This is a genomic window from Acinetobacter sp. YH12076, from assembly GCF_013419525.1.
In the GTDB taxonomy this organism is placed as follows: domain Bacteria; phylum Pseudomonadota; class Gammaproteobacteria; order Pseudomonadales; family Moraxellaceae; genus Acinetobacter; species Acinetobacter amyesii.
In genome coordinates this window covers 56,651-82,985 of the sequence record NZ_VOZY01000005.1, presented here as the reverse complement: position 1 = coordinate 82,985, position 26,335 = coordinate 56,651, and the positions used below count along the sequence as shown (strand labels likewise).

Here is a 26,335-nt window from a genome sequence, read left to right as displayed (position 1 = left end):
ATACATATCCAATTAAGCTTCCGGAGCTGGGCTATATTGTTCAACTAAAGGTTGTAATTCACCTTTTTGGAACATATCAAGCATAATGTCACTACCACCGATCAATTCACCATTGATCCATAATTGTGGGAAAGTCGGCCAGTTTGCAATTTGTGGAAGAGTTGCGCGAATATCTTGATTTTCAAGAATATTTACATAAGCAAATGGACGACCAATTTGACTGAGCGCTTCTACTGCACGCGCAGAGAAACCACACTGTGGAAACTGTGGAGTGCCTTTCATGTAAAGTAGAACTGCGTGTTTAGCAATTTGGTCACGAATTAACGCTTCTGTATCGCGTGCTTGTTCAGTCATTGATATATCCTCAATAAATCTGCTTCGCATTATACCCAAAACTGAGTAAAACAATATGACTAAAGCAATATTTCACGTTTTATTTACATTTCAGCTTTTCAAGTGAGTCATATTTTGCTTATATAGACCTCTTGATGCTCATATATATATGGCGTCTCCTCTATATTATTTCAATCACCTGACAAATTAGAGTTAGTCATGAATAACATTACCCTTGCCCCAGTACAAACTGATCAACCATCGCACTTGATGCCAGTATTTGGCCGCCAACCGATCAGCTTTGTCCGAGGTCAAGGTGCTCACCTGTATACCGCAGATGGCACAGAATACTTAGACGCACTGACAGGGATCGCTGTTTGTGGTTTAGGTCACTCACATCCTGCAATTACAGCTGCAATTGCTGAACAGGCAGCGACCCTCATTCATACCAGTAACTTATTTGAAGTGCCTTGGCAAACGGCTGCTGCGCAAAAATTAGCTGAAGTTGCGGGTATGGAAGAAGTTTTCTTCTCAAATAGTGGTGCAGAATCAAATGAAGGTGCAATCAAAATTGCACGTAAATTTGGTCATATGCAAGGTGTTGCAAGCCCTAAAATTATTGTTGCTGATCATTCATTCCATGGTCGTACCATGGCGACATTATCTGCAACAGGTAACAAAAAAGTTCAGGAAGGTTTTGGCCCACTGGTTGAAGGTTTCATTCGTGTGCCTTTCGGTGATATTGAAGCAATTGAAGAAGCTGCAATTCACCACCCAGACATCGTAGCGATTTTGGTTGAGCCGATCCAAGGCGAAGGTGGCGTCAACACTGCTCCTCAAGGTTTTAGCTACCTCGAAGAAATTCGTCGTATCTGTAATCAACATAACTGGTTAATGATGCTTGATGAAGTGCAAACAGGTAATGGTCGTACAGGTAAATACTTTGCGTATCAACACACCAATATTGTTCCTGATGTGCTAACTACAGCTAAAGGTCTAGGTAATGGTTTCCCTATTGGCGCAGTCATGACTCAAGGTCGTGGTGTTGGGGTTTTAACAGCGGGTAACCACGGTTCAACTTATAGCGGTACAGCATTAGGTTCACGTGTGGTTTATACCGTGATTGATACCATTCAAAAGGAAAACCTTGTTGAAAATGCTGCAAATATGGGTGCGTATCTTGTTGAGCAATTCACAGAGCAACTTGCAGAGCAAAACGTGAATGTTCGTGGTTTTGGTTTAATGGTCGGCATTGAATTACCAAAAGCATGTGGCGAACTTGTGAATATTGCACGTGATGAGCATCACTTGATTATTAACGTAACAGCAGGCTCTGTGATTCGTTTATTACCTACGCTGAACATCAATAAAGAACAAGCGGATATCTTGATTGAACGCATTGTTAAAATGGTGAAAAACTTTCTAGCGTAATATGTGCCGAAAGTAAAAAAAGCCGCTGATTGCGGCTTTTTTTATATCTTCTTCAAATTTTTTTTATTTTTATGAGGCTTCTTGGTATACACGTCCGCCTGGTAATTGACTGAAATACAATTTTAATGCATCTAGGCAACGATGAATTTTAGTAGGCTGTTGATCACGTTTAGACATCACCGCATATAGAGTAAATGATGGTAAACGCCATTCTGGTAAAACTTCAACAAGAGAACCGTTTAATAAGTCTTTTTGCGTATCTAGATATAATATTCTTGCAATGCCATGTCCTTGTTGACACATTGCTTTTGCAGCAAATACATTATTTGTTGTAAATCGGGAGTGCACATCCAATGCAACCTGCTCTTTAGTCACTGCATTTTCAAATGCAAAATGCTGAAAGTTTCTAACCAAATTTATTTGAACCATATCATGATTTTGTAAATCTTCTGGTCGTGTAATTAAACTGGTTTGGTTGATATAGCTTGGTGCTGCAACGAGAACTTGTTCAACATGTGCCAATGGCACCACATGAAACTGTTGATCATCAATTTTTGAACTCATTCGTAGCGCAATATCAATGCGGCCATCAATTAAGTCGATATATTGATTATCTGCTTCTAGATGAACGGATAAACCGCGATGTGCCGACATCCAATGTGACAATGCAGGAATCACATGATTCGCACAAAGTTCTGGTGTTGATGCAATACGTAATTCACCGACTAAGTCGTCACGAAGTTCATTGATACGAATTTTGCCGCGCTCTGCGGCAGATAGCATCTCTTGGCAACTATGAAAAAAAGCTTGTCCAGCTTCTGTCAAACTTAACTTACGTGTTGAACGATGTAAAAGAATGACTTCCATATCCTGCTCTAGTGAGCGGATTTGCTGACTCACGGCACTCGTGGTAATACCTAACTCACGAGCAGCACCGCTAAACGAATTTTTTTCCACAACGCAAGCAAAGACACCCATTGCTCGAAGTTGATCTAACATAAATTTCCCTCATAAACTTATGAGAAGCTTCATCTTTCGATAAAAGCAACTCATTGTATTATACGGGGATATTTTGCTTTTGCATTATATATTTAATTATTTGGTAAAACTGAAGTTGGATTGATTGGTTTACCATCTAAACGCACCTGAAACTCAAGCATCGTACGGTTTGTACCCGATGAACCCATCTCACCAATTTGCTGCCCTGCTTTCACAGTATCGCCACTTTTGACATTCATTTTACTGTTATGTGCATATGCAGTGATATAGCCATTAATGTGCTTCACCAAAATTAAATTGCCGTACTCTTTAAGACCATCGGCGGCATAGACCACTTGACCATCAGCTGCTGCAAAAATAGGATCACCTGTATTACCTGCGTAACGTGTTCCTTTCACATTCGATGCTAAGTTATAGCCTTGTAATACCGTAGGACGTGATACTGGACTCACCCAACGTAAACTTGAAGAACTGACCACTGGCGTTGGAACTGTAGTTCGCGTCACTGTCGATGGAGTGGTTGAAGCTTGAGTCACGGGCGCTGTTTGCGTTGGCATTGCAATCGTTTGGCGTTGAATTGGTGCCGCTTGAGTCATGGCTTGCGTAGACGTTGTACGACGTGAGCCGCCATTTTTAAGGCGAATGGATTGTCCAACATAGATGCGATAAGGCTGCGCAATATCGTTCATTTCTGCAATGCTGACATAGCTCAAACCATAGCGAGCGGCAATGCCACTTAAAGTATCTCCCGAACGAACTGTATAATAATCCGGAGCAGTCGCATAACGGGTCGCATTATTAATTTGTGGTTTTGACGCACAGCCAGTCATGACCAAAGTCGTAACAACCGCAGCAGATAAAACAAGGGTCTTAAATAATGCTGCAGGAGCGGTAATAACGCGATATTGTGACACCAGGGACATCATCTTCCTCACTAATAATTCAAATATAGTCATTATGAATGGGCTAAGATTAGCAAAAATCCACTCTAAAAAAGTTGCGGCATAACCATTTTCACAAAGTTATAACACTAATACTTAAATTTTAGATAACTCTGCGTGTAAGTTATTCAAAATCTCATAGTTTGTAGCATCCATTTGTATAGGCGTTACACTGACATAACCATTTGCCACGGCAAAGAAATCTGACTCGATATCGGTTAAGCCTTTCTTAGGCTCTGCCACTGCCTCGCCTGCCAATCCAATCCAATAGACTTGACGACCACGCGGGTCTACATGACTGGTAATCGGTTTGGACTGTAAACGTCTTCCTTGATAGGTCACTTTGGTGCCTTGAAGTTCAGCAACATCTGGAATATTAATATTAAAAATATGTCGTGCAGGTAGCGCGGGTAGTCCATTGGCAATAAAATCATGCACCCATTGCGCGGCGACTGCATAATCTTCTGGGTTATTATAACTACGCACATTTGGCCCAGCCAAAGACACGGCTAGCGCAGGTTGTTTCATTAAACGGCCTTCAAATGCCGCACCCACTGTCCCTGAATACAGCACATCATCACCTAGATTTGCGCCGCTATTGATTCCACTCACCACCAGATCAAATTCGAAGTCGAACAAGCCATTCATTGATAAATACACACAGTCCGCAGGTGTACCATTTACCGCCCACATATTCGGTGCAATTTCGACAGGTCGTAATGGTCGATCTAAAGTCAGTGCACTTGAAAAACCGCTGCGTTCGCTTTCAGGCGCCACAATCACCACACGACCGAGAGGACGCAATGCATGTGCTAAAGCTTGGATACCGGGAGCAAAAACGCCATCATCATTGGCAATTAAAATATTCACAACTAAATTTCCATTACTAAAAAATTAAAAATGACTCGCAAGAACATTTTATTGAAATATATGAATAATTATATATATTTACATTTCAACATCCAGCATAAATGTGTGTGTACAAAATGAATAAAACCGTAGCACTTCGTGGTTTATTGAGCTTTGCTCTAGCAGCTTGCATGACTCAAACTGTGGTCGCAGACAATGACTTCACTCAAGAAGAAGCCAATACCATCGTAAAAGAAGATATTGCATCTGCACAAGTCATGTTAGAAGTATGCCCTGCGATTATTGGTCAAAATGCAAAATTTGATGCCAACATTCAAGCACTCACTAAAACATATCTTGCTGATTATTCTGATAAATCAATGACATTAGAAAAATTACAGTCTGACAGCGAATATAAATCAGTTCTTGAAGAAGCGCGTCAAGCTGCTAAAGAAACTGATAAAGCTGAGCAAAAATCAGTTTGTGATGACGTTTTAAGTTATGAAGGTTAATTGATCATTCAGCTTTGGACGTCCTCTCCATAGGTTAGTCCTTATTGCATCAAACCTGCAAAAAAAAGGATGACGCTTTATAGCCTCATCCTTTTTTCTTTCACAATGTATTGATTTTTAAACAGCTTCAATACAATTTTCTACTGATCTCTACCAGAAATACGATTAAGCTAGGCAAATAAATTTTAGCTATTTGATATCTTTTAGTTTATTTAACAGGTTATTTAAATGAAAAACTCTTTTGTAAAATCTCTTTGTGCCCTTAGCCTTTCTGCTTTTGCTTTCATTACCATGTCTGCACATGCCGCAGATGAAAAAATTGAAGTGACTCCCACACCTCAAGTGACCAGTCAAGAACTTGCAGCTATCTATGTACTATCTGAAGTCTGCCCAAAATTGGTGAATGACAAAGATCAACCAAAGTTTGAAGCGGGTTATGCAAAATTAGCTAAAGAATATATGCCGAATGAAAAGAACCCAGTAAATGCTTTACAGCAACTCAGCAAACAAAAAAGTTTTAAAGACGCTTTAAAAGAAGCGCAGTCTGATGCGAAGAAAGCTGGCGATAAGAAAAATGGTGCGATTTGCAAAGAATTGACTGCTTACAGCAAATAATACCAATTGGTTACAATACTTTTAAAATAAGCGCTTGCACCCCATAGCAGTCCGCCTAGCTTTGTCCTAAAATGCTAGGCTCTTTGTGCTTATACCTAAGTTATTGGAACCACCCAGAATGACCCGAAAAACCGCCCTTGCCGCATTACTACTTGCACCTAGTTTTTCATTCGCGGCAACTGTCCTTTCTGCACCACCTGAATTAAATAATAAATCTTATGTGCTGATGGACTATGAGACAGGGCAAATCCTTGCTTCTAAAAATGAAAACGAAAAATTAGCTCCTGCTTCAATGACAAAAATGATGACCAGTTACATCATTGAGCAAAAGTTATTAAGCGGTGAACTAACTGAAAATGAAAAAGTACGTATGAATGAGTCGGCTTGGTGTCGCGGCAGCAGCACTGAGTCATGTATGTACGTTCCGCTCAACGGTACTGCAACTGCATTAGAAATGTTACGTGGCATTATCATTCAGTCGGGTAACGACGCTTCTAAAGCTATGGCAGAACATATTGCTGGCAATGAAGGCACCTTTGCCCACATGATGAACCAAGAAGCGAAACGTATTGGCATGGTGAATACTCAATTCATCAATGCGACAGGTATGCCAGCTGAAGGTCATTTCTCGACTGCCAAAGATATGGCGACTCTAGCGCAACATATCATTCATGACAGTTCAAAATACTATCCGATCTATTCTGAAAAAGAATTTACGTTCAATGGCATTAAGCAAGGAAACCGTAATGCCCTGCTTTATACTGACCCAAGTGTAGATGGTTTAAAAACTGGTCATACTGAAGAAGCGGGCTATTGCTTAACGACTTCAGCTAAACGTGGTCCTTTACGTTTAATTTCAGTGATCTTTGGTGCGCCAAGCATGAACGAACGTGCATCTCAAACACGTGAAATTTTAGCTTGGGGTTATGCAAACTTTGAAACTGTAAAAGTTCAACCTGCTAAACAAGTGCTTGCAAAAGCAAAAGTTTGGTACGGTAAAGACAATCAAGTTCAAGTAGGTCTAGCTGAAAACTTTAACGTGACGATGCCTAAAGGCGAAGCGAACGCCATTAAAACTCAATTGGTTGTTCAACCTAAATTGACTGCTCCTTTAAAACAAGGTCAAGTGGTTGGTAAATACGTTGCAACGCTTAATGGCAAAGTCATTGCTGAAAAACCACTTGTAGCTCTACAAAATGTTGAAGAAGCTGGTTTCTTTGCAAAAATGATTGATCACATCAAACAATTCTTTAGCAACTTATTCTAAGTTTGATGAAAACTCGATATTAAGACTAAAGTGAAAGCATCTAGATTTCGGTCTAGGTGCTTTTTTATTTTATACTGCCTAAAAACCTGTAGATGACTTTCCTATGAGCCAAAACATTCGCCCTTATTTAGACACTGTTCCACGTATTGCTGACTCTTGCTATATCGATGAAATGTCAGTGGTGATTGGCGATGTTGTATTGGCTGAAAATGTCTCTGTTTGGCCATTTGCTGTGATTCGTGGTGATGTAAACCATATTCGTATTGGTAAAAACTCTAATGTGCAAGATCACTCAATGTTGCATGTGAGTCATAAAAAAGCCGATAAGCCTGAGGGTTCTCCACTGATTATTGGTGAAGATGTCACAATTGGTCATCATGTAAAATTGCATGGCTGTACTATTGGTAATCGTGTTTTGGTGGGTATAGGTACGATTATTTTAGATGATGTAATTGTTGAAGATGATGTGATGATTGGTGCTGGTTCACTGGTTCCACCTAATAAGGTTCTAGAAAGTGGTTATTTATATGTGGGCAGTCCCGTTAAGAAAGTTCGACCTTTAACAGATAAAGAAAAAGCGTTCTTGCCTTATTCAGCGCAGAATTATGTGAAGGTGTCGGGGAATTATAAATAAAATAGATTTTGCATAAGATTTTTATGTAAAAAAATGAAAACTCAGGTAGGTCTAGCATTACTTGCTATTGTAGCAACTAATGAAAATATTTAGAGAAATGCAAGTGTTCTAAATTTATTAGAAAAAAACTTAAAAATAGAAAATGAAGTCTGTAATAAAAAAAATTGTAAAAAATCAGTTTAATCAAGAAAATTTCATCTTTAATTAAAGTTGAAATGCAAATGGGATATGAAGCCAAATTAGATGGCGGAATAATTTATCCAAATCCAAGATTTACAACACATACATTCATATTAACTTCGGCTGCTAGACGTATTTCATGAAAAAATATCTAATTTTAACTATTCTTTTTAGTACAGTTTTCACTATAACTGGATGCTCTAATGCACAAGAGATTCCAAAGAAAAATGAAGTTGTAGAAGAACAAAAAATATCCCTATCAGATGATATTATCATCCAAAAATACAGAACATTAATGAATGATATAGACATTCATAACCCTAAATCTAAAGAAAAATTAAAAAATATTTTATTAGATGTAAAAAAAATCCAAGCTCAAAATGAGCGAGAAAAAATAGAAATGAATATTTATCTCTCTTTAGACATGTATCAAGAGGCTTATGAATTAAATAAGAAACAACTCAATGAGAGACCAACTCAAGCTAAATTATTTAAGCACTGTGAACTAATGCAAATTTTGAAATATCCGCAAAATGACCTGCGATCTTGTCAGAGTAAAGTAGCAGAAGGTATAAGGAATGAATTAAATACTATCCCCAAAGATGATCCAGCCTATCCGTATGCTAAATGGGGATATTTATTAGCTATGTATAAATCAGGACATGGTGAGTATAAAGAACAAATGGAAAAATTCATTAAATCGACTACAGATGAAACAATGAAGTTCCAATTTCAGGGTTCTTATGAAATGGCAATTGAAAGTAACAATTGAAATAGTGCATGTATTAATTATTTTTTAATATTAGTCATATCCATATTACAAAAAAAGCCTATATCAACTGTTCAGGGCTTTTTATGATTCATTGTTTCCAACCCTATTTATGAAACAGTGTTCCATAAATTTCTACGCTAAAAAATATCTCTCCAAAGAATTCACCTCCCATCATAGCCACCGCTCCCTAAATTTTGTAGAATAGCGTTTTTACCCCATGGTGCTTTTCTATGACCGCTTGGACTGCTCACGTCACTGTTGCGACAGTCGTTGAAAAAGACGGAAAATTCCTATTTGTTGAAGAACATACAGAAGGTGTTACCCATACTGTATTTAATCAACCTGCAGGTCATGTCGAAGCTGGCGAAACCATTATTGAAGCAGCCATTCGAGAAACCATGGAAGAAACAGGTCACGATGTAGAAATCACGAACCTCCTAGGCATGTATACTTATACTCCTCCGATGTTCCCTGATCGTACTTATTTCCGTTTCTGTTTCTTAGCTAAAGACATTCAGCACCATGCCGATGCACAATTAGACACAGGTATTGTCGGTGCAGTATGGATGACGCTTGATGAACTCATTGAGTCTGCCCGTGCGCGCAGTCCATTAGTCATTAAGGCAGTGCAAGATGCTCTTTCAGGTCAAAAATTTCCTTTATCGCTCATTTACGAGCACCAAAATTCTCCCTTAATTTCAAATTTGGATGCTTAATCCTATGCAACAACGTGTCATCGTCGGTATGTCTGGTGGTGTAGATTCTTCTGTATCTGCAGCACTTTTACTTCAACAAGGTTATCAAGTTGAAGGTCTTTTCATGAAAAACTGGGAAGAAGATGACGGCACGGAATACTGTACGGCAATGGAAGATCTTGCCGATGCTCAAGCCGTTTGTGACAAAATTGGAATCAAACTTCATACCGCAAACTTTGCGATGGAATATTGGGACCGTGTCTTTGAGCATTTCTTAGAAGAATATGCCGCAGGTCGTACACCAAACCCAGATATTCTCTGCAATAAAGAAATTAAATTCCGTGCATTTCTCGACCATGCTGTGAACTTAGGTGCTGACTTTATTGCGACAGGCCATTATTGCCGCCGTGGTGAAACGCTAAAAAATTCACGTGGTGAAGAGTATGCACCTCTACTGCGTGGCCTAGACAACAATAAAGACCAAACCTATTTCCTACATGCAGTGCATGGTCGTGAAATTAACAAAACTTTGTTCCCTGTAGGTGAAATTGAAAAACCACAAGTGCGTAAAATCGCTGAAGAACTTGGTTTAGCCACTGCGAAGAAAAAAGACTCTACTGGCATCTGCTTTATTGGCGAACGTCGATTTAATGACTTCTTAAAGCAATATTTACCTGCTCAACCCGGAAAAATCGTCTTAGACACGGGTAAAGAGGTTGGTGAACATCACGGCTTAATGTACTATACGCTCGGCCAACGTGGTGGCATCGGTCTTGGTGGTCTAAAAGGTGCTGAAGAAGGCGCTTGGTTTGTACTTCACAAAGACATTGAGGGTAACCGCCTAGTCGTTGGTCAAGGTCATGAACATCCACTCATGCAAAGCACCATTTTATGGTCTGAAGCGATTGATTGGGTGGCTGGCGAACAAGAGATTCCTGAATCAGGTTTCCGCTGCACAGCGAAAACTCGTTATCGTCAGCCTGACCAAGACTGTACATTATTTAAAGACTCTACAGCGCCAAATGGTGTGCGTGTCGAGTTCGATGAGCCACAACGTGCTGTTACACCGGGTCAAAGTGTGGTGTTCTACACCGGTGAAGTTTGTTTAGGTGGCGGTGTGATTCATCATACCAATGCGCCTAAACCGGATTTTATTGTATAAGGATTGTTTCGGATGACAGAGTTACCGTTTCAACAGCCTCAAACTCTGAATACTCGCCAAAATCGCGCATTGGCGTTAGCTGCTGTTTTTCAAGCGACGCAGCTAACCCATATGACCGCATTGACGGGTACGCAAAGTATTGGTGAAAGCGGTAACTTTTATTTTGAACATCTCATTAAAGCCAGTTTAAATATCCGTCCTAAATCCAATCAGTCCAATCAAACGCTCGATTTTTTTAGTGGTTTGGCGGATATTTCACTGGGTTTAAAGACCTTAGAAAGTAGCATTACTCAACCCTTCAATACATCTCCCAAATCTAGACTTCCTAAACTTGCCAATACCAAGCTACCCATGACGTATGCGATGGCGTTATTGCAGTTAGAAAAGAAAGTCTACAGCAATCCCAAATTTGTCGAAATCATTGAACAATCCCAACAAAAAATCCTAAGACAGCTTTCCTTTTTCGATAATAATTATTTACATCCAAGTATCATTGCCAATTTAGCGCAAACCTATATTGAAACTGCTGGCCAAATTAATCCACGTATTATGGTTCGTGGTAATGCCGAAGCATTTAAAGACACCTCTCATACCAATCGCATTCGCGCCACCTTATTTACCGGCTTACAAATGGCACATTTATGGCGTCAGCTCGGTGGTAGCTCATGGGGTATGATTTTCAGTAAGCGCAAGCTACTACAAGATATTCAAGATCTTGCCCGTTTACAGTATCAGGTGGTTTAACTGATGCAGTACGGGCTTTTTGTTTTACGTTTAATTCCAAAATTTAAGGAATCGCTATGAACGCTTTAACCGCACTTTCTCCATTAGATGGACGTTACGCAAGCAAATGTGATGCTCTACGTCCCTTCCTCTCTGAGTTTGGTTTAATCCATGCTCGTGTGACTGTTGAAGTGCGTTGGTTACAAGCGCTTGCAAACCGTCCTGAAATCACCGAAGTTCCTGCATTCAGTGCTGAAACGAATGCTGCACTTGACGCAATCGTTGCAAATTTCTCTGAAGACAATGCAAACCGTATTAAAGAAATTGAACGTACAACAAACCATGACGTAAAAGCAGTTGAGTACTTCTTAAAAGAGCAAATCGCACATATCGATGAGCTTAAAAATGCAGGCGAATTTATTCACTTTGCATGTACATCAGAAGACATCAACAACTTGTCTCACGCTTTAATGCTTAAAAATGGCCGTGAAGTTTTAGTTGCAGCAATGCAGCAAATCATCGATTCAATCGTTGCTTTGGCTGAACAACACGCTGAACAACCAATGTTGTCTCGTACACACGGTCAAACTGCAAGCCCAACAACTTTGGGTAAAGAAATGGCGAACGTGGCTTACCGCCTTGCACGTCAAATCAAACAATTTAAACAAGTTGAATTACTTGGTAAAATCAATGGTGCAGTAGGTAACTACAACGCGCACTACTCTGCTTACCCTGAAATTAACTGGCCTGCGCATTCACAAGCATTTGTTGAATCTTTAGGCTTAAAATTTAACCCGTACACCACTCAAATCGAACCGCATGACTACATGGCGGAACTTTTTGATGCGCTACGTCGTTTCAATACGATTTTGATCGACTTTAACCGTGACGTTTGGGGCTATATCTCACTTGGTTTCTTCAAACAACGTTTGAAAGAAGGCGAAGTTGGTTCTTCAACAATGCCACATAAAGTTAATCCAATTGACTTCGAAAACTCTGAAGGTAACTTGGGTATTGCGAATGCGGTATTGGCTCACCTTGGTGAAAAACTTCCTGTATCTCGTTGGCAGCGTGACTTAACTGACTCAACTGTGCTTCGTAACATGGGTGTTGGTTTTGCACAAAGTTTGATTGCATTTGAAGCTTGCTCTAAAGGTATTGGCAAACTTGAATTGAATGCTCAACGTATTCTAGAAGATCTTGACCATGCTCAAGAAGTGCTTGCTGAACCGATTCAAACTGTTATGCGTCGTTATGCAGTTGAAAAACCATACGAAAAACTTAAAGCCCTCACTCGTGGTCAAGCAATGACTCGCGAAATGATGGTTGATTTCGTAAATGGTAATGAGCTTGAAGCTGTTCCTGCTGCTGACCGTGCACGTCTTGCTGAAATGACACCTGCAACATATACAGGTAATGCATCAACTCAAGCAGCAAACATTAAAGATCTTATTTCTAAAATCTAATTTTAGATAGATCAAAAAAACGAGGCATCATGCCTCGTTTTTTGTTTCCACCTATATACTCCTACTCCCTTTGGGATGAGGAGCATGCTCCGCAAGAGGATGAGAATTTCCACCCCCAAACCCTCTTATACAAGGAGAGAGAAAATTTAGAAGTAATTTTATTCTGCAGGGCAATATTTCGCCCAATCATCTTTCATCCGTTGTAATTCACAGCCTGTTAAAACATCTGAATAATAAACATAATATGTGGCATCGGGATATTGAATCTCATGGCGAAACATCATGCCGCGCAAAGACACAGAGAGCTCTTCTGGAAAATCATCTGTTAAATTAAGTTCTTCAAACTCATAGTTAAAATAACAATTTTGAGTCGCAATAAATGCCTCAACAACGGCCATAGTTACTTCCAAATACTTAAACATCGATATTCATCTGAGTTTAATACAATCTTTTTGAAAATACTTATCCCTAGTTGCTAGCTGATGACATTTGAAAAAATAATGCACAAATTCTAACGCCGTCGAACTAACATCTTTCATCGCATTATGGCTATACTTGCCGCGAATTATAACCATTGCACACCGATAAAAATTTTGAGCTTTGCCTTTTCATGATTGATTTCAAATTAAAACTTAAGCACATCTTAGCTTTTGCGTTATTAACGCTTGCCATTGTGATCGCCAGTATCCAACCTTTAGAAATGGAAGCGTATATCCTCCATCAAATCGGCACAGCGTTTATGCTGATCGTGTTGCTCGTTTTCCTCTATAAAATAGGGCTAACTTTCAGAACAGTTTGTCTGTATCTTGGCTTTTTACTGATTCATGTCATTGGTGCACATTATTTATATTCTTATGTGCCTTATTCTGAATGGACACAAGCTCTCCTCGGTTTCAACCTTGACCAAAGCATGGGATGGACTCGGAATATGTATGATCGGCTTGTACATCTTGCCTATGGTTTGCTGCTCTACCCGTTCTTTTATCGCATATTTCAAATCTGGCTACCGCAGTTAAAAGCCGGAACACTCTTTTTATTGGTCGTACAATTCGTCATGGCGACCAGTTTATTTTATGAATGGATCGAATGGCTGATTGCCATTGGCTTATCACCAGAGGACGCTGAAAATTACAATGGGCAACAAGGTGATATTTGGGATGCGCATAAAGATATGCTGCTTGCAACATTTGGTGCGATGATCACTGGCGGCCTTTTATATTTCAATCTGAAAAAATCCTAAATAAAAAAGCACTCATTAGAGTGCTTTTTTATCGCTATATTCATGAATGGATGAATTAATACAGTGGTAGCGCATTTAAGGTTTGATCTAACGGATCTAAAGCGCCCCATGCTGTTTGAAGCTCTGTATTTGAAACTGCTGTGACACCCGATACCGGATTGATAGACGGATATAAATAAGATGAATCATCTGATATTTCATCAAGAGCAATATTTGGTTCGTGATTGCTCAATAAGCTGTTCAAATTAATTTGATCATTAGGAATGAATGCGTTAGTTTCGTCTAAGCTAAAGCTCGACACACTGTGCTGCGCAAGTACATCAAATACATTATTATCATCTATTAACTGCGATGCTTGATCATGTAATTCATTCGAAGCCTGTTCTTCTGAGATCAAGAATAAACTCGCTTTAGCAACTGTCATCACTTCAACTGTAAAATCAAATGCTGAGCTTTTGGCACTGGTATTTCCAGCCAGATCCGTTTGGGTAAAACTATAACTGTACTTGCCTGCAGCTAAGTCAGATTCTGGTGTATACAACCATTTTCCACTGGTATCTGCTTTGACCGTTGCCACTGCGACGCCATTTTTATAAATGGTGATCGTGGCATTGGCCTCACCTTTGCCTTCAAAACTTGGGGTTGAATCTTGAGTGCTCTCCCCCTGTTTAATGGTGAGCTTTGTAGTCTCGCGATCATCATACACAGTCGTCAATGTCGGCGCGGAAGGAGCAATCGTGTCCTTTGTTCCAATGACTTGCGTGCTCTTTGAGCTATTGCCAGCGGCATCTGTCGCAGTCACTTGGACAACATTATTATCTGTTACTGCGCTGCTTAATTTCACCGTATAGCGACCATCGTCACCTACAGTTGCGGTACCAAGCGTATTTCCTGCACTGTTTTTAATGGTAATTTTGGCACCAATTTCAGCGCTTCCCGACACCTCTGTACCATCAGTATTGATTATTGCTGTTGGTGCAACGGGTGCCGTATTATCCGTTCCAGCAGTGACATTTAAAGGTAACGATTGATTCCCTGCTGCATCAACCACAATAATAGTTGTCTTATTACTATCCGACAGTGCTGGGGACAATGTCAGTTTAAATTGACCATTGGCATCTACCGTAGTGGTAGCAATGACTTGTAAATTTGCATCTAATATTTGAATGGTGCTATTGGCTTCGGCAGTACCAACCAGTTCAGTTCCGGCTTTATTCACTTCAATCTTAGGTTGATCAGGTCGAAGCGTATCTTTGCCCATCTCAACTGACTGCACTTCAGATTTGTTGCCGGCTTTATCTTCTACAATGACTTTAGCCGTCTCACCTGCTTGTAAAGTATTACTTAATGCAATGGAGAAATTGCCATCACTTGCCGCAGTCACAGGCCCACCTAAAAGCGTTGTGCCATCTGCAGCATAAACATAAACTTTTGCACCCGCTTCGGCAAAACCAGAGACAAACTTACCGCTTTCATCCACTTGTGCATTTGCCGCGTCCGGCGAAATTGTATCTTTATTACCCGTCAATATCGTCGATTGTGAACTATTTCCTGCCTTGTCTTTAGCGTACAAAATTACGCGATTGCCGTCTGTAATCGCGTCATCTAAAGTAATTTTATAGTTGCCATCGGCATCTACTTTAGATTGACCAATCGTATTGCCTTTGGCATCTACGATATAAACCGTTGCACCAGCTTCCGCCTTGCCGGACACGACTTTTCCATCACTATCAAAACTTCCAGTTGGCGTACTTGGTGCTGTTTTGTCATTGCTAGAGGATTGTTCATCTTCTTTGTCAAAAGCCAGCAGATATACCGCTTCTGCACCCAAGATCGCCAATCCTGCCTTAAGTAGTGATGGCGAACCATCATCCTCACTTGCAACTTCCGTAGCTTGAGCAGGTGTTGTTGCCTGATTTAACTGTGTCGATGCAGATAAAGGCTGCGCAAATTCATTCACTGAACGATAACTCACCGTTTTGCCATCGACATCCATTTCGACTAGCTCAAATTGCTCTGGCCCACTATGTAAAACCAAAGAATTATCAGAGCTAAAGTCATCTGTATAAAAATGATCAATCACGATTTTTTGACCATTTTTCAGGGTAATCACACATTGATTACCTACCCGATGGATCGACTGAATATCGGCTGGCTTGAGTTCTAACTGAATAACGGACGGTTGAGATATTTGTATTTTTGTGGCCTGAGTTTCTTTTAAAATCGTTTGATCTTTCTTTGATATCACGACAATTTTTGTCATTTCGCCCTCAGTGTTATTATGTAATAAACATCTAATAAATAATTAGTTAAGTACCTTATCAAATTGGTGCTGAACAGACAAACCCTAATATATAATTATTTATTGAGTAATTTTGGCATAAAAAAGCCAATGTAATATATGAGTTGATTCGTATTACTAAGTATTGGGTGATCTTCTAGAATCATAAAAATATAAAGTTTAAAAAGATAACATATGCTAAAAGTTAAGCTTCTAACTACCTAAAATGCTATTTTTACTAGGAGCACTCTTCCAGTCCCAGAATAATTACTCACACATTATAATTAAACAAAAAAGAACCGTATTATTTATTTCATTCATGAGAATTATCATGTTTCGAACACTGACTAAAATGGCTATTTCTTGAATGATAAAAATTAATATTCCATTCTTCATCCAATTGTCTAATGATATCCCCCTCTTCATTATCTACATTTTTAATTAATATCTTCGGGGGGAATAATCTCTAACTGGCGACGATTTTGACAATAAATATATGACTGGGCCATTTTTTTCAGAAAAACCCATTCGTTTTTCTTCAAAATTTCATCATGATAAATTAAAAAATCAGCGATACTGAAATCTTTATAATGGATACTATAAAGTACATCATGCGAGGAGTAAGAACTATAACTTCCTTCCAATATAAGAATATTGCCAAAAATTTCTTGGGCCTTTTGCTTCAATTCTAAATTTATTGGGTGTTGGCTATCCGTTATTTTAATTTCCTCAGACTGCTGATTATTAGAAATATAGTTAAAAAACTAAAACAGAAGTAAGGATAAAAAATAATAATATCAAACGAAAATTAAATACAGATTTCAGTTTTAAAGCCCTTTATTTGAGAAACCCAACCATTAAAAGCCAATCTTTGGATTGGCTTTTAAACTTAAAGAATTAAAGCTTTGGATCACGCAACTGCACGAGACTCGAATTGGCTTTGCTCAATGACTCCATCACTTTAGACATGACTGCAGGAACCAATGAATCCGCAATTTGTGCTGCTTGTAAGCCCAACTTCTCACCAAGTGTTGGCTTTTTGCGGGTTTCAATCATATATACATCATGTTGTGGCATGAGACTTAACAGATATTCATCTGACGTTTGCAATTTATCGACTAGATTAAGATCAATGGCATCTTGACCATACCAGTGCTCACCTGTTGCAACTTTATCGACATTAAGCTGAGGACGGTATTTTTCAACAAAGTGTTTAAACAAGTTATGGGTTTGCTGTAACTCTTCTTCAAATTTGGCTTTACCTTCAGCCGTATTTTCACCAAACATAGTGACGGTACGTTTGAACTGACCTGCTGTATACAGTTCAAAATCGATATGTTTTTCTTTCAATAAACGGTTAAAGTTTGGCACTTGTGCAACCACGCCAATCGATCCCACAACTGCAAATGGAGCTGAAACAATTTCATTTGCAATGCAGGCCATCATATAGCCACCACTTGCAGCAACTTTGTCCACACAAATGGTTAAGTTAAATCCAGCATCACGTAAACGTACTAATTGTGCTGCAGCCAGACCATAGCCATGCACCATCCCGCCTGGACTTTCTAAACGTAAAACTACGCGGTCGCGCCCAGCTTTTGCTGTCGCTAAGATTAGGGTAATTTCTTCACGCAGGCTTGTCACCGCAGATGCAGCGGTATCACCATTAAAATCGATAACATAAATTTTTTGGTTATTCTTTTTACGTGCGCGCGCTTCTTTTGATAATTGTTGGCTTAGTTGCAGCAGCTCAAGTTTAGATGCAGTGGTTTGCGCAATTTTTTTTCGTTGTTCATTAATACGTGCATTTAAGTGACTTACACGAATTTCCGCAGGCAACTTGGGATTATGAAATAGCATAAAATTGAAACTCATTTAATTCATATTTATGTTGTATAACATGTGGGTTGCATCACAAAAATTCAATCTATTTTTTGAAAATAATTCTCATTGAGCCAAATTGTGCATTTTTTTATCAAGACTTTTCTACCAAATTACTTACTCCATAAAAAAAGAGCCTTTCGGCTCTAATTTTAAATAGTCTAGATTAACCAAAACGCCCCGTAATATACGCTTCTGTCAGCTGATGATCTGGTTGGGTAAAGACTTTTTCAGTGGAATTCACTTCAATCAAATCTCCCAAATGGAAATATGCGGTACGGTCAGATACACGCGCTGCTTGCTGCATCGAGTGTGTCACAATCGCAATGGTATATTGCGCGGATAGCTCGGTGATGAGTTCTTCCACTTTTGCTGTTGCAATCGGGTCGAGTGCTGAACAAGGTTCATCCATCAAAATTACTTCAGGACTGACTGCAATGGTTCGCGCAATACATAGACGTTGCTGCTGACCACCTGAAAGCCCCGTACCCGGTTGGCTCAAACGGTCTTTCACTTCATCCCAAAGCCCTGCTTTACGTAGGCTATTTTCAACAATTTCTTCCATATCGTATTTGTCACGTGCCAATCCATGCAATTTTGGACCATAAGCCACATTGTCAAAAATTGACTTTGGAAATGGGTTCGGCTTTTGGAAAACCATACCCACTTGGGCACGAAGTAACACCACATCGAGATTTGGATCATAGATATCTTGATTATCCATGAGCACTTGCCCTGTCACACGACAAGAATCAATCGTGTCATTCATACGGTTGAGCGTACGTAGAAACGTTGACTTACCACAACCAGACGGTCCAATAAAGGCAATCACTTCATTTTCATAAATGTTCAGATCAATGCCTTTGATCGCTTCAGATTCACCATAGTACACATGCACATCATTGGTACTGATTTTCACATTGCTCGATTTCGCATCTTTTTTCGCGCTAGATTGCGTATCGAATTGTGACACAAACGCAGTATTGGTTTGTTTTTGGCTGCCCTGAGCAGAGGTAAATTGTGTTTGTTCTGGATTCACGGACTTATCCTGATATAAGGAATTCTTTTCAGTTGTAACGACGCTATTCATATAATGCCCTCAATTACCAGCGTACTTCAAATTTCTTACGTAACCAGATGGCTAAACTGTTTAAGCCGATCATGAGAGCAAGAAGTACAATGATTGCTGCTGCGGTACGTCCTTCAAAGAAGTTACGTAGCTCATTACCTTGCCAAAGGAAAATTTGTACAGGTAATGCAGTGGATTGATCTAAAGGAGTGGCTGGTACACTTGCCACAAAGGCACTCATACCAATCAATAATAATGGAGCAGTTTCACCTAGGGCTTGCGCAACACCAATAATGGCACCAGTTAAGATACCCGGTAATGCCAGTGGCAAGACATGGTGAAATACAGTTTGTAAACGTGATGCACCCAAACCTAAAGCGGCTTGGCGGATCGATGGAGGAACAGCTTTTAGTGAAGCACGTGTGGTAATAATGACCGTTGGCAAAGTCATCAAACTTAAGACTAAACCACCAACCACAGGAGCCGAAAGCGGCATATGCATCCAACCAATAAAGATCGCTGCACCAAGCAAACCAAAGACAATCGAAGGAACCGCTGCTAGATTGTTAATATTGACTTCGACAACATCGGTAATCCAGTTTTTAGGTGCAAACTCTTCTAAGTAAATTGCAGATGCTACACCAATTGGAATCGAAATAATGATCACGATCAGCATCATAAATAACGACCCCATAAACGCCCCAGCTAAACCTGAAGTTGCAGGTGAGCTACGAGAGTCTGGATTCTTAAATATTTCAGTATTAAATGAGTTAGTAATAACACCATCAGCTTTAAGTTTATCTGCAAGTTGGCGTACTTCTGGGCTCAATTGTTGCTGTTCGTCAGGCAAGCTGCGGTCAATATTACCAGCCAACCAGACATCGACATTAGCATCTGCAAGGATTTTAAAATCTTGTTTTTGACCAATCAATGACGGATCTGCCATTACCATGTCACGTAAGCGATAAGCTTCTGAACTTGTATATAAACTGTTGAGATCATCACGTTGTGAGGCAATCGCTGGATCTTTTGCTATGATGCCATTTACGATGAGCGCATCCCAATCCACCATGCCCATTTCAGTTTGCCAAGCAATGTAACGCTCTTGGAACTGTGCAGGTGATTCACCTTCTTTTTGAATTGGTTTCGCACCAACTTTGACAATGTTTGGATCAAAAAACACAGGTACCGTCATTGAGCTTTGCCAAAATGCAGGTAAACCTTTGGCTAAAATACTACCAAACAATAGCACGACGAAAAATAAACCCGTCACTACTGCACTAAAGCCCAAGACACGGAAGGTCTTTTCTTTACGATGTCTTTTCGCCAAAGAGTTTTCAATGATTTTCTTACGTTTTTCACGAAGCTCAGCGGCTGCATGTGAATCAAATTTTTGATCCATGTTTGATGTATTCGTCGTACTCATTCGTATTGCTCACGGTATTTACGCACAATGTACAATGCAACAATATTCAGCCCTAAGGTAATCACAAACAGTGTTAAACCGAGTGCAAAAGCAACCAATGCTTGAGGACTCGCAAAGTCTGTATCACCTGTTAATTGGTTTACGATGGTAATGGTGACTGTAGACACTGCTTCGAGCGGATTAATGTGTAGTAAAGGACTGTTCCCTGCTGCAAGTACCACAATCATGGTTTCACCAATTGCACGAGATGCTGCCAATAAAAATGCACCGATAATGCCCGGCAAAGCTGCAGGTATCACTACTTGGCGAATAGTTTCTGATTTTGTTGCACCCAAACCGAGTGAACCGTCACGAAGCGCGCGAGGAACTTGAGTAATGATGTCATCAGATAATGATGAAACGAATGGGATAATCATAATCCCCATCACAAAGCCTGCTGTTAGAGCACTGGTTGCATTAATATCGAGTCCAATATATGCGCCAAGCTGTTTTGCAAAGGGTCCAATAATCATTAAGGCAAATACACCGTAAACGATGGTTGGAATACCTGCGAGAACTTCTATGGCAGGTTTTGCCCAAGCACGGAAACTTGGCTTTGCATATTCAGCCAAATAAATCGCAATCATCAGACCAACCGGAACAGCAACCAGTAGTGCAATACCACTAACCATGAGTGTGCCCCAAAGGAGTGGCAGCAAACCATAACTACCTTCGGCATTCCCTGATGTACTAAAACCTGGGTTCCATTCAGTGCCTAAGAAGAAATCGAGTGGACTGACAAAACTAAAGAAACGCATGGCTTCACTGAACATCGACATCACAATGCCAACTGTTGTCAGGATGGCGACCCCCGAACACAGTGCCAATGCGATATTAATAACTTTTTCGACTTGGTTACGTGCACGATATTTTTCTGCGATGCGGCGTTTAGCCATGACTAAACCAATCAATGCCGCACAAATCACAACGGCCAATTTTGCATATGAGCCGATGCTTTCAATTTTCTTTAACTGTTCTGCTGCTGCAAGTTCATATGCAGCTGGCGTATCACTTACTCCAAAACCAGAAGCAATCGCTTGAACGCGGTCAACCATTACGCTTGTGCTTGCAGGATCTAAACTTAAACGAATATTTTCAGGAACATTATTTAAAATAACATGTTGAAAAATACTCGGTTCAACCAAGTTCCAAACAATCAAGATTAAAAAAGCGGGAATCCCACACCATAAAGCGACCAAAACACCATAATAGCCCGGTCGAGAATGCAGCATTGCTGAGTTATTCCCTTTACCTGCAAGTTTACGACTCTTGGTTAAGCCAACTTGATAGGCAATGGCAATAATCGCCAGTAACACACCAATGAGGAGCAGATTCATGTAATCTCCACTGTTTCTTCAATGACACATTTTGAAAAAACTGTTTCTTTGCAAAAAAACCAATGGCAGGTCGACCCTGCCATTGGCTAATTCCATACTTTTATTTAACAGCCTTACCCGCTTTGAAGTTTGCAAGTACCGCAGCACGTTCTTTGTCAGACATTGAAATCAGACCTGCTTTTTCTAACTTAGAACCTTTACCAGATACTTTTTTGCTTACAAAGAATTCTGTAAATTCTTTCAAGCCTTTGATGGATTTAAGATGTTCACCTTTCACGTAGAAGAACAATGGACGTGATACAGGGTAAGAACCATTCAGAATTGTTTTCTCAGATGGCGCTACATTATTCACAGTTGCTACACGTAACTTGTCACGGTTTTGGTCATAGAAACCTAGACCGAATACACCTACAGCGTTAGGTGAAGTTTTTAAGCGTGCCAATGTCTCTGTATAGTCACCAGCAATTTCAATTACACGGCCATCTTTACGGAATGTAGAACATGCCTTTTTCTTTGCATCTTTATCTAGCTTCGCAAATGCTTGGTAAGTTTCACAGCCAGCATCGACCATTTTCTCTTGGAATACTTCACGAGTACCGTGATTTGATGCAGGAATAACTAAAGTGATTGCTTCGTTTGGTAAAGTTGGGTCGATTTGATTCCAACGTGTGTATGGGTTTGGAACCAATTTACCTTTTGAAGGTAATTCAGCAGCAAGTGCAGCAAATACGTGCTGTGGGCGAAGTTTGAATGCGGCTTTTTTAGCGTTTGATGCAAACACGATACCGTCATAACCTACTTTAATCTCAAGAACTTGGTTTACACCTGCTTTTTTACATGCAGCCAATTCAGTACCTTTAATTTTACGAGATGCATTAGCAATATCGATAGTGTTATCACCAACGCCATTACAGAATTGTTTCAAACCACCTGAAGTACCGCCTGAACCTACGACAGGTGCTTTAAATTGTGGGAATGTATTACCAAACTCTTCTGCAACAATACTTGCATAAGGCAGTACAGTTGAAGAACCAGCAATTTGGATCGTGTCACGAGCTGCATTTGCAGTTGTAGCGACTGTTGCCCCAGTAGTGAGTACCATAGCAAGTGCGATATGATTTAAGCGCATTCTCATCTCTCTTAATTGATGCATTTATTGGAGTACGCCACTTTTATTTTTAAAGTCTTGTACTTTTTCGATATACGCATTTTGATTTTAGAGTATGACAGTTAGGTTACATCTTTATGACGCTTTTATGATAATTGATGATTGCTCATTGATTTAAATATAATTCTTTATTTTTCAATATGTAATGAAATTTATCAAAGTATTGGTCTTATTTATTTCTACTTTGATATTCGTAAGAATTCATGTCCTTGTCATATTTTGTCTTATTTTCTTTTTTCAATTTCCCCTCCTTTTCTGAATGTTGCACATTTGCATGTTCGATTTTTTATTCCTCCGTATTCCAATAATTGAAATTTCATTACATTTTTAGTTCGCTCAATATGCAAGTTTACATAAAAACAGAGCCTAAAATGACCAGCAAAGCCATTGCGACATTTAATCCGGACTTGCCTGTGCATATGACTTTTGAAGAACATGACTGGCACTTACTTGCAGAATATTGGTATCCGATTGCATTAGCACGTGAAATCAGCGAACAACCTTATGGCACCATGCTTTTAGATATGCCGCTCGTCATTTATAAAATGGGAGATGAACTGATTATCGCTAAAGATGCCTGCCCACACCGCGGCGTACCCCTAAGTTTAGGTAAAAATGATGGTCTAGGCGTGGTCTGCCGCTATCATGGTTTACGCTTTGGTGAACATGGTCATTGCAATCGCATCCCTGCACATCCTGAGCACAAAATTTCACCTCGCTTTAACTTACGTACTTATGCTGCTGTTGAGCGTTATGGACTGATATGGTGCTCACTTACTGCCGCTAAAGATACTGCGCCGAATATCCCTGCAATGCCATATTGGGATGAAGCCGAGTTTCAGCAATTGGTGTGCCCAACGGTCGATTTTCAATGTTTTGCAGGCCGGCAGCTTGAAGGCTTTATTGATGTTGCGCATTTTGCATGGGTACATCCCGATACCTTTGGTGACCCTGAAAATGTAGAAGTACCTGACTATAAAACATTTGAGACTGAAACAGGGTTTAATGCGGATTATTGGAGCAGTGTTGGGCGCTACCCGATTGGTTTAGAACAACGTGGACAAGATGGCTTTCAATGGCTGCGGCATTTTGAAATTCATCTGCCTTTTACTGCAACACTCACCATACATTTTCCAAACGACAGCAAGCAAGTGATTATGAATGTGGCTTCACCGATGACTGCCCGCTCCACCCGTCTATTTGCTCCCATTTGCCGTAATTATGACAAGGACTTACCTGTCGAAGATGCTTACGACTTTAACCTGAAAATATTTGAGGAAGACCGATTAGTCTCTGAATCACAAAAGCCTGAATATTTGCCTTTGGATTTAAGCATCGAAGCGCATTTCCCGGCGGACCGCAGTTCCAGCATGTACCGCAAATTATTGCGTAAAAAAGGTTTTAGTCCATTATTTGCGGCATAACATCAATATCGTATTGCATTCACCTCACCCTAACCCTCTCCTACAAGGAGAGGGAAACTCCTTTACAAGTCTTATATTGGTTATAAATATTGTGGTATCTCATTCATCAAATGATAAACATCAATGACTATCGCAACTGGCGACAGGGATGTCACTATAAGGTAATGGTCACATGGATGTACCTTTTACCTGAGAAGGATTTTAGTTACTTTGATCCCTCAAAGTAACAATCTGCCTACGCAGTAAACTATTATCTTTCAATGAAAAATTGTGGCCATGTAATAAATTAAGCGCCTTTTCATTTAAAAAAAAGGAGCTCAAATGAGCTCCTTCTTCTACACCTACAAAATGATGATTAGTCAATTGCAGGAGTATATGTACCTTCAGCGATTGGACCTTTGATACGATCCGCTTCTGCAAGCACAAGAGCAAGCAAGTTCTTCACGTTGTCTAAAGTTGCCACTGGGCTTAAAGTGGTCATTTTTAATGATTGAACTTGACCTACTTTAGTTACACCAATATTCGCTTCACCACGTGCAAACAATTCGTCTGCTACGTTTTGGTTTAAGGTATCTAACAATTCAGCTGGGTAGCCTGCTGGCACTACACGGAACAATACTGATGCAAATTGTGGTGCAACCAACATTTCTAGACCGTCAGTGGCAGTAATATAGTCTGCAACATCACGTGTTAGACCTACACCATGATCAATCATCGAACCGTAAAGCTCTTCACCTAACGCTTCAACCGTCATCCACAATTTCAACGCGTCAAAACGGCGAGTTGTTTGTAGTGACTTAGATACTAAGTTAGGAACGCCATGCTCTTCATCATAAGCAGAGTTTAAATACTCAGCTTCATAATGCATGAAACGATAGTTCGATTCATCTTTAAGCAAAAATGCGCCACATGAAATCGTTTGGAAGTAATGCTTATGGAAATCAAGCGTTACCGAGTCAGACAGTTCAATACCATCTAACATTGAACGATAGTCATTTGAAAGAATCAGTGCACCGCCCCATGCTGCGTCGATATGCATCCACGCGTCATATTTGTTGGTGATTGCACGCACTTCTTTCAATGGGTCAATTGCGCCTGCATCGGTTGTACCCGCAGTTGCAACCACACATGCTACAATTTTACCTTCAGCTTGAAGGTGCGCCATGGTTTTCTCAAGCGCGTCTATATCCATGCGTGCATTTGCATCTACAGGAACAGTGACAACAGATTGGAAACCCATACCCATCATGGCCATGTTCTTTTGCACAGAGAAGTGTGCATTTTCAGAACAGATCACTTTTACGTTACGCATTGCTTCCGCAGGTACGCCATCACGCTGAACAGACCACGGGTTACCGTTTTCGTCTTTCCAGTTTTTAGCAATACATGCATCACGTGCAAGCAAAACACCCATTAAGTTAGACTGCGTACCGCCAGAGGTGAATACACCTGCTTGACCTGCACCATAGCCAACTTTTTGGCGAAGCCAATCAATCAATTGAACTTCCATCAATGAACCTGCAGGGCTTTGATCCCATGAGTCCATAGATTGGTTAGTCGCATTGATCAGCACTTCAGCGATTTGGCTTGTTACCATTGTTGGGCAATGCAAATGCGCTAAAGAATGTGGGTGATGTACTTTTAAGCTTTTGTTTAAGAACAGCTCAACCATACGGTCTAGTGATTTTTGTACACCCATACCTTCTTTAGAAGGATTGAATGCAATTGCACTACGAAGCTCTTTAATACTACCGCCGGTGTACATTTTGTCATTTTGCAACCATGCAGAAACGGCTTTTACCGCTTCGCCCATTGCTGACTGGTAGTCAGCAATAGATTGTGCATCATTGCAGAATAACGCTTTACGATGTTCTGCAAAATCTACCATGTC

24 protein-coding genes are annotated in these 26,335 nt (G+C 40.1%); 12 read left to right on the top strand and 12 right to left on the bottom strand.

What is annotated here, in order from left to right; genetic code table 11:
• Window positions 1-12: 12 nt before the first annotated feature.
• Window positions 13-354: a Grx4 family monothiol glutaredoxin gene (grxD, locus tag FTU22_RS06125; RefSeq protein WP_067762767.1), complete on the bottom strand. Its 342-nt coding sequence runs from the start codon at window positions 352-354 to the stop codon at window positions 13-15.
• A 198-nt stretch (window positions 355-552) separates the two neighbouring features.
• Between grxD and FTU22_RS06120 the strand changes: the two genes are divergently transcribed.
• Window positions 553-1,764, top strand: a complete 1,212-nt coding sequence (locus FTU22_RS06120; RefSeq protein WP_180093508.1) for an aspartate aminotransferase family protein — start codon at window positions 553-555, stop codon at window positions 1,762-1,764.
• A 69-nt stretch (window positions 1,765-1,833) separates the two neighbouring features.
• Here FTU22_RS06120 and FTU22_RS06115 read toward each other — a convergent pair whose 3' ends face one another.
• From FTU22_RS06115 to surE, 3 genes are all read right to left on the bottom strand, one after another.
• Window positions 1,834-2,763, bottom strand: a complete 930-nt coding sequence (locus FTU22_RS06115) for a LysR family transcriptional regulator (RefSeq protein ID WP_111884224.1) — start codon at window positions 2,761-2,763, stop codon at window positions 1,834-1,836.
• 92 nt (window positions 2,764-2,855) lie between these two features.
• A complete protein-coding gene (locus FTU22_RS06110) occupies window positions 2,856-3,686 on the bottom strand; it encodes a peptidoglycan DD-metalloendopeptidase family protein (protein ID WP_180093650.1) in 831 nt (276 codons plus the stop codon).
• A 114-nt stretch (window positions 3,687-3,800) separates the two neighbouring features.
• A complete protein-coding gene (surE, locus tag FTU22_RS06105; protein ID WP_111884223.1) occupies window positions 3,801-4,574 on the bottom strand; it encodes a 5'/3'-nucleotidase SurE in 774 nt (257 codons plus the stop codon).
• Window positions 4,575-4,690: 116 nt separating this feature from the next.
• Here surE and FTU22_RS06100 point away from each other — a divergent pair, with 116 nt between their 5' ends.
• The 9 genes from FTU22_RS06100 (at window position 4,691) to purB (ending at window position 12,579) form a co-directional block, all read left to right on the top strand.
• Window positions 4,691-5,065 carry an MCR_0457 family protein gene (locus tag FTU22_RS06100; protein WP_111884222.1) on the top strand — a complete coding sequence of 125 codons (375 nt, stop codon included), beginning with the start codon at window positions 4,691-4,693 and terminating at the stop codon, window positions 5,063-5,065.
• A gap of 228 nt (window positions 5,066-5,293) precedes the next feature.
• On the top strand, window positions 5,294-5,680 hold the full coding sequence (locus FTU22_RS06095; protein ID WP_180093506.1) for an MCR_0457 family protein: 387 nt from the start codon (window positions 5,294-5,296) through the stop codon (window positions 5,678-5,680).
• Window positions 5,681-5,798: 118 nt separating this feature from the next.
• Window positions 5,799-6,947: a D-alanyl-D-alanine carboxypeptidase PBP5/6 gene (gene dacC, locus FTU22_RS06090; RefSeq protein ID WP_111884220.1), complete on the top strand. Its 1,149-nt coding sequence runs from the start codon at window positions 5,799-5,801 to the stop codon at window positions 6,945-6,947.
• Between the two features lie 103 nt (window positions 6,948-7,050).
• The gene (locus tag FTU22_RS06085; protein ID WP_111884219.1) at window positions 7,051-7,581 is read left to right on the top strand and encodes a gamma carbonic anhydrase family protein; all 531 of its coding nucleotides are present in this window, start codon (window positions 7,051-7,053) and stop codon (window positions 7,579-7,581) included.
• Between the two features lie 319 nt (window positions 7,582-7,900).
• Window positions 7,901-8,533 carry a hypothetical protein gene (locus tag FTU22_RS06080; RefSeq protein ID WP_180093504.1) on the top strand — a complete coding sequence of 211 codons (633 nt, stop codon included), beginning with the start codon at window positions 7,901-7,903 and terminating at the stop codon, window positions 8,531-8,533.
• Between the two features lie 230 nt (window positions 8,534-8,763).
• Window positions 8,764-9,249, top strand: a complete 486-nt coding sequence (locus FTU22_RS06075; RefSeq protein WP_078190179.1) for an NUDIX hydrolase — start codon at window positions 8,764-8,766, stop codon at window positions 9,247-9,249.
• Window positions 9,250-9,253: 4 nt separating this feature from the next.
• Window positions 9,254-10,390, top strand: a complete 1,137-nt coding sequence (gene mnmA / locus FTU22_RS06070) for a tRNA 2-thiouridine(34) synthase MnmA (RefSeq protein WP_180093502.1) — start codon at window positions 9,254-9,256, stop codon at window positions 10,388-10,390.
• Window positions 10,391-10,402: 12 nt separating this feature from the next.
• A complete protein-coding gene (hflD, locus tag FTU22_RS06065) occupies window positions 10,403-11,134 on the top strand; it encodes a high frequency lysogenization protein HflD (protein WP_218955010.1) in 732 nt (243 codons plus the stop codon).
• 56 nt (window positions 11,135-11,190) lie between these two features.
• On the top strand, window positions 11,191-12,579 hold the full coding sequence (gene purB / locus FTU22_RS06060) for an adenylosuccinate lyase (protein ID WP_111884214.1): 1,389 nt from the start codon (window positions 11,191-11,193) through the stop codon (window positions 12,577-12,579).
• A 158-nt stretch (window positions 12,580-12,737) separates the two neighbouring features.
• On the opposite strand, the gene FTU22_RS06055 is transcribed toward purB, so the two are convergent.
• Window positions 12,738-12,977 (bottom strand): hypothetical protein, encoded by a 240-nt coding sequence (locus FTU22_RS06055; RefSeq protein ID WP_180023455.1) that lies wholly within the window; start codon window positions 12,975-12,977, stop codon window positions 12,738-12,740.
• A gap of 212 nt (window positions 12,978-13,189) precedes the next feature.
• Between FTU22_RS06055 and FTU22_RS06050 the strand changes: the two genes are divergently transcribed.
• Window positions 13,190-13,819: a DUF2238 domain-containing protein gene (locus FTU22_RS06050; RefSeq protein ID WP_180093499.1), complete on the top strand. Its 630-nt coding sequence runs from the start codon at window positions 13,190-13,192 to the stop codon at window positions 13,817-13,819.
• Between the two features lie 55 nt (window positions 13,820-13,874).
• On the opposite strand, the gene FTU22_RS06045 is transcribed toward FTU22_RS06050, so the two are convergent.
• The 6 genes from FTU22_RS06045 to FTU22_RS06020 all read right to left on the bottom strand — a co-directional run bounded on the left by FTU22_RS06045 (window position 13,875) and on the right by FTU22_RS06020 (window position 22,981).
• A complete protein-coding gene (locus FTU22_RS06045; RefSeq protein WP_180093497.1) occupies window positions 13,875-16,082 on the bottom strand; it encodes an Ig-like domain-containing protein in 2,208 nt (735 codons plus the stop codon).
• Between the two features lie 915 nt (window positions 16,083-16,997).
• Window positions 16,998-17,960 (bottom strand): protease SohB, encoded by a 963-nt coding sequence (gene sohB / locus FTU22_RS06040; RefSeq protein WP_078190186.1) that lies wholly within the window; start codon window positions 17,958-17,960, stop codon window positions 16,998-17,000.
• 187 nt (window positions 17,961-18,147) lie between these two features.
• A complete protein-coding gene (gene pstB / locus FTU22_RS06035; RefSeq protein ID WP_218950056.1) occupies window positions 18,148-19,071 on the bottom strand; it encodes a phosphate ABC transporter ATP-binding protein PstB in 924 nt (307 codons plus the stop codon).
• Between the two features lie 13 nt (window positions 19,072-19,084).
• Window positions 19,085-20,476: a phosphate ABC transporter permease PstA gene (pstA, locus tag FTU22_RS06030; RefSeq protein WP_078191850.1), complete on the bottom strand. Its 1,392-nt coding sequence runs from the start codon at window positions 20,474-20,476 to the stop codon at window positions 19,085-19,087.
• Window positions 20,473-21,852 (bottom strand): phosphate ABC transporter permease subunit PstC, encoded by a 1,380-nt coding sequence (pstC, locus tag FTU22_RS06025; RefSeq protein ID WP_180023450.1) that lies wholly within the window; start codon window positions 21,850-21,852, stop codon window positions 20,473-20,475. The genes pstA and pstC overlap by 4 nt, the downstream gene beginning before the upstream one ends.
• Window positions 21,853-21,952: 100 nt before the next feature.
• Complete coding sequence (locus tag FTU22_RS06020; protein ID WP_180093495.1) at window positions 21,953-22,981, bottom strand: substrate-binding domain-containing protein; 1,029 nt, start codon at window positions 22,979-22,981, stop codon at window positions 21,953-21,955.
• A gap of 410 nt (window positions 22,982-23,391) precedes the next feature.
• Here FTU22_RS06020 and FTU22_RS06015 point away from each other — a divergent pair, with 410 nt between their 5' ends.
• The gene (locus FTU22_RS06015) at window positions 23,392-24,444 is read left to right on the top strand and encodes a Rieske 2Fe-2S domain-containing protein (protein ID WP_180093493.1); all 1,053 of its coding nucleotides are present in this window, start codon (window positions 23,392-23,394) and stop codon (window positions 24,442-24,444) included.
• A gap of 355 nt (window positions 24,445-24,799) precedes the next feature.
• On the opposite strand, the gene FTU22_RS06010 is transcribed toward FTU22_RS06015, so the two are convergent.
• Entirely contained in the window at window positions 24,800-26,332 is a 1,533-nt protein-coding gene (locus FTU22_RS06010) for an aspartate aminotransferase family protein (protein ID WP_180093491.1), read from the bottom strand.
• Window positions 26,333-26,335: the final 3 nt, after the last annotated feature.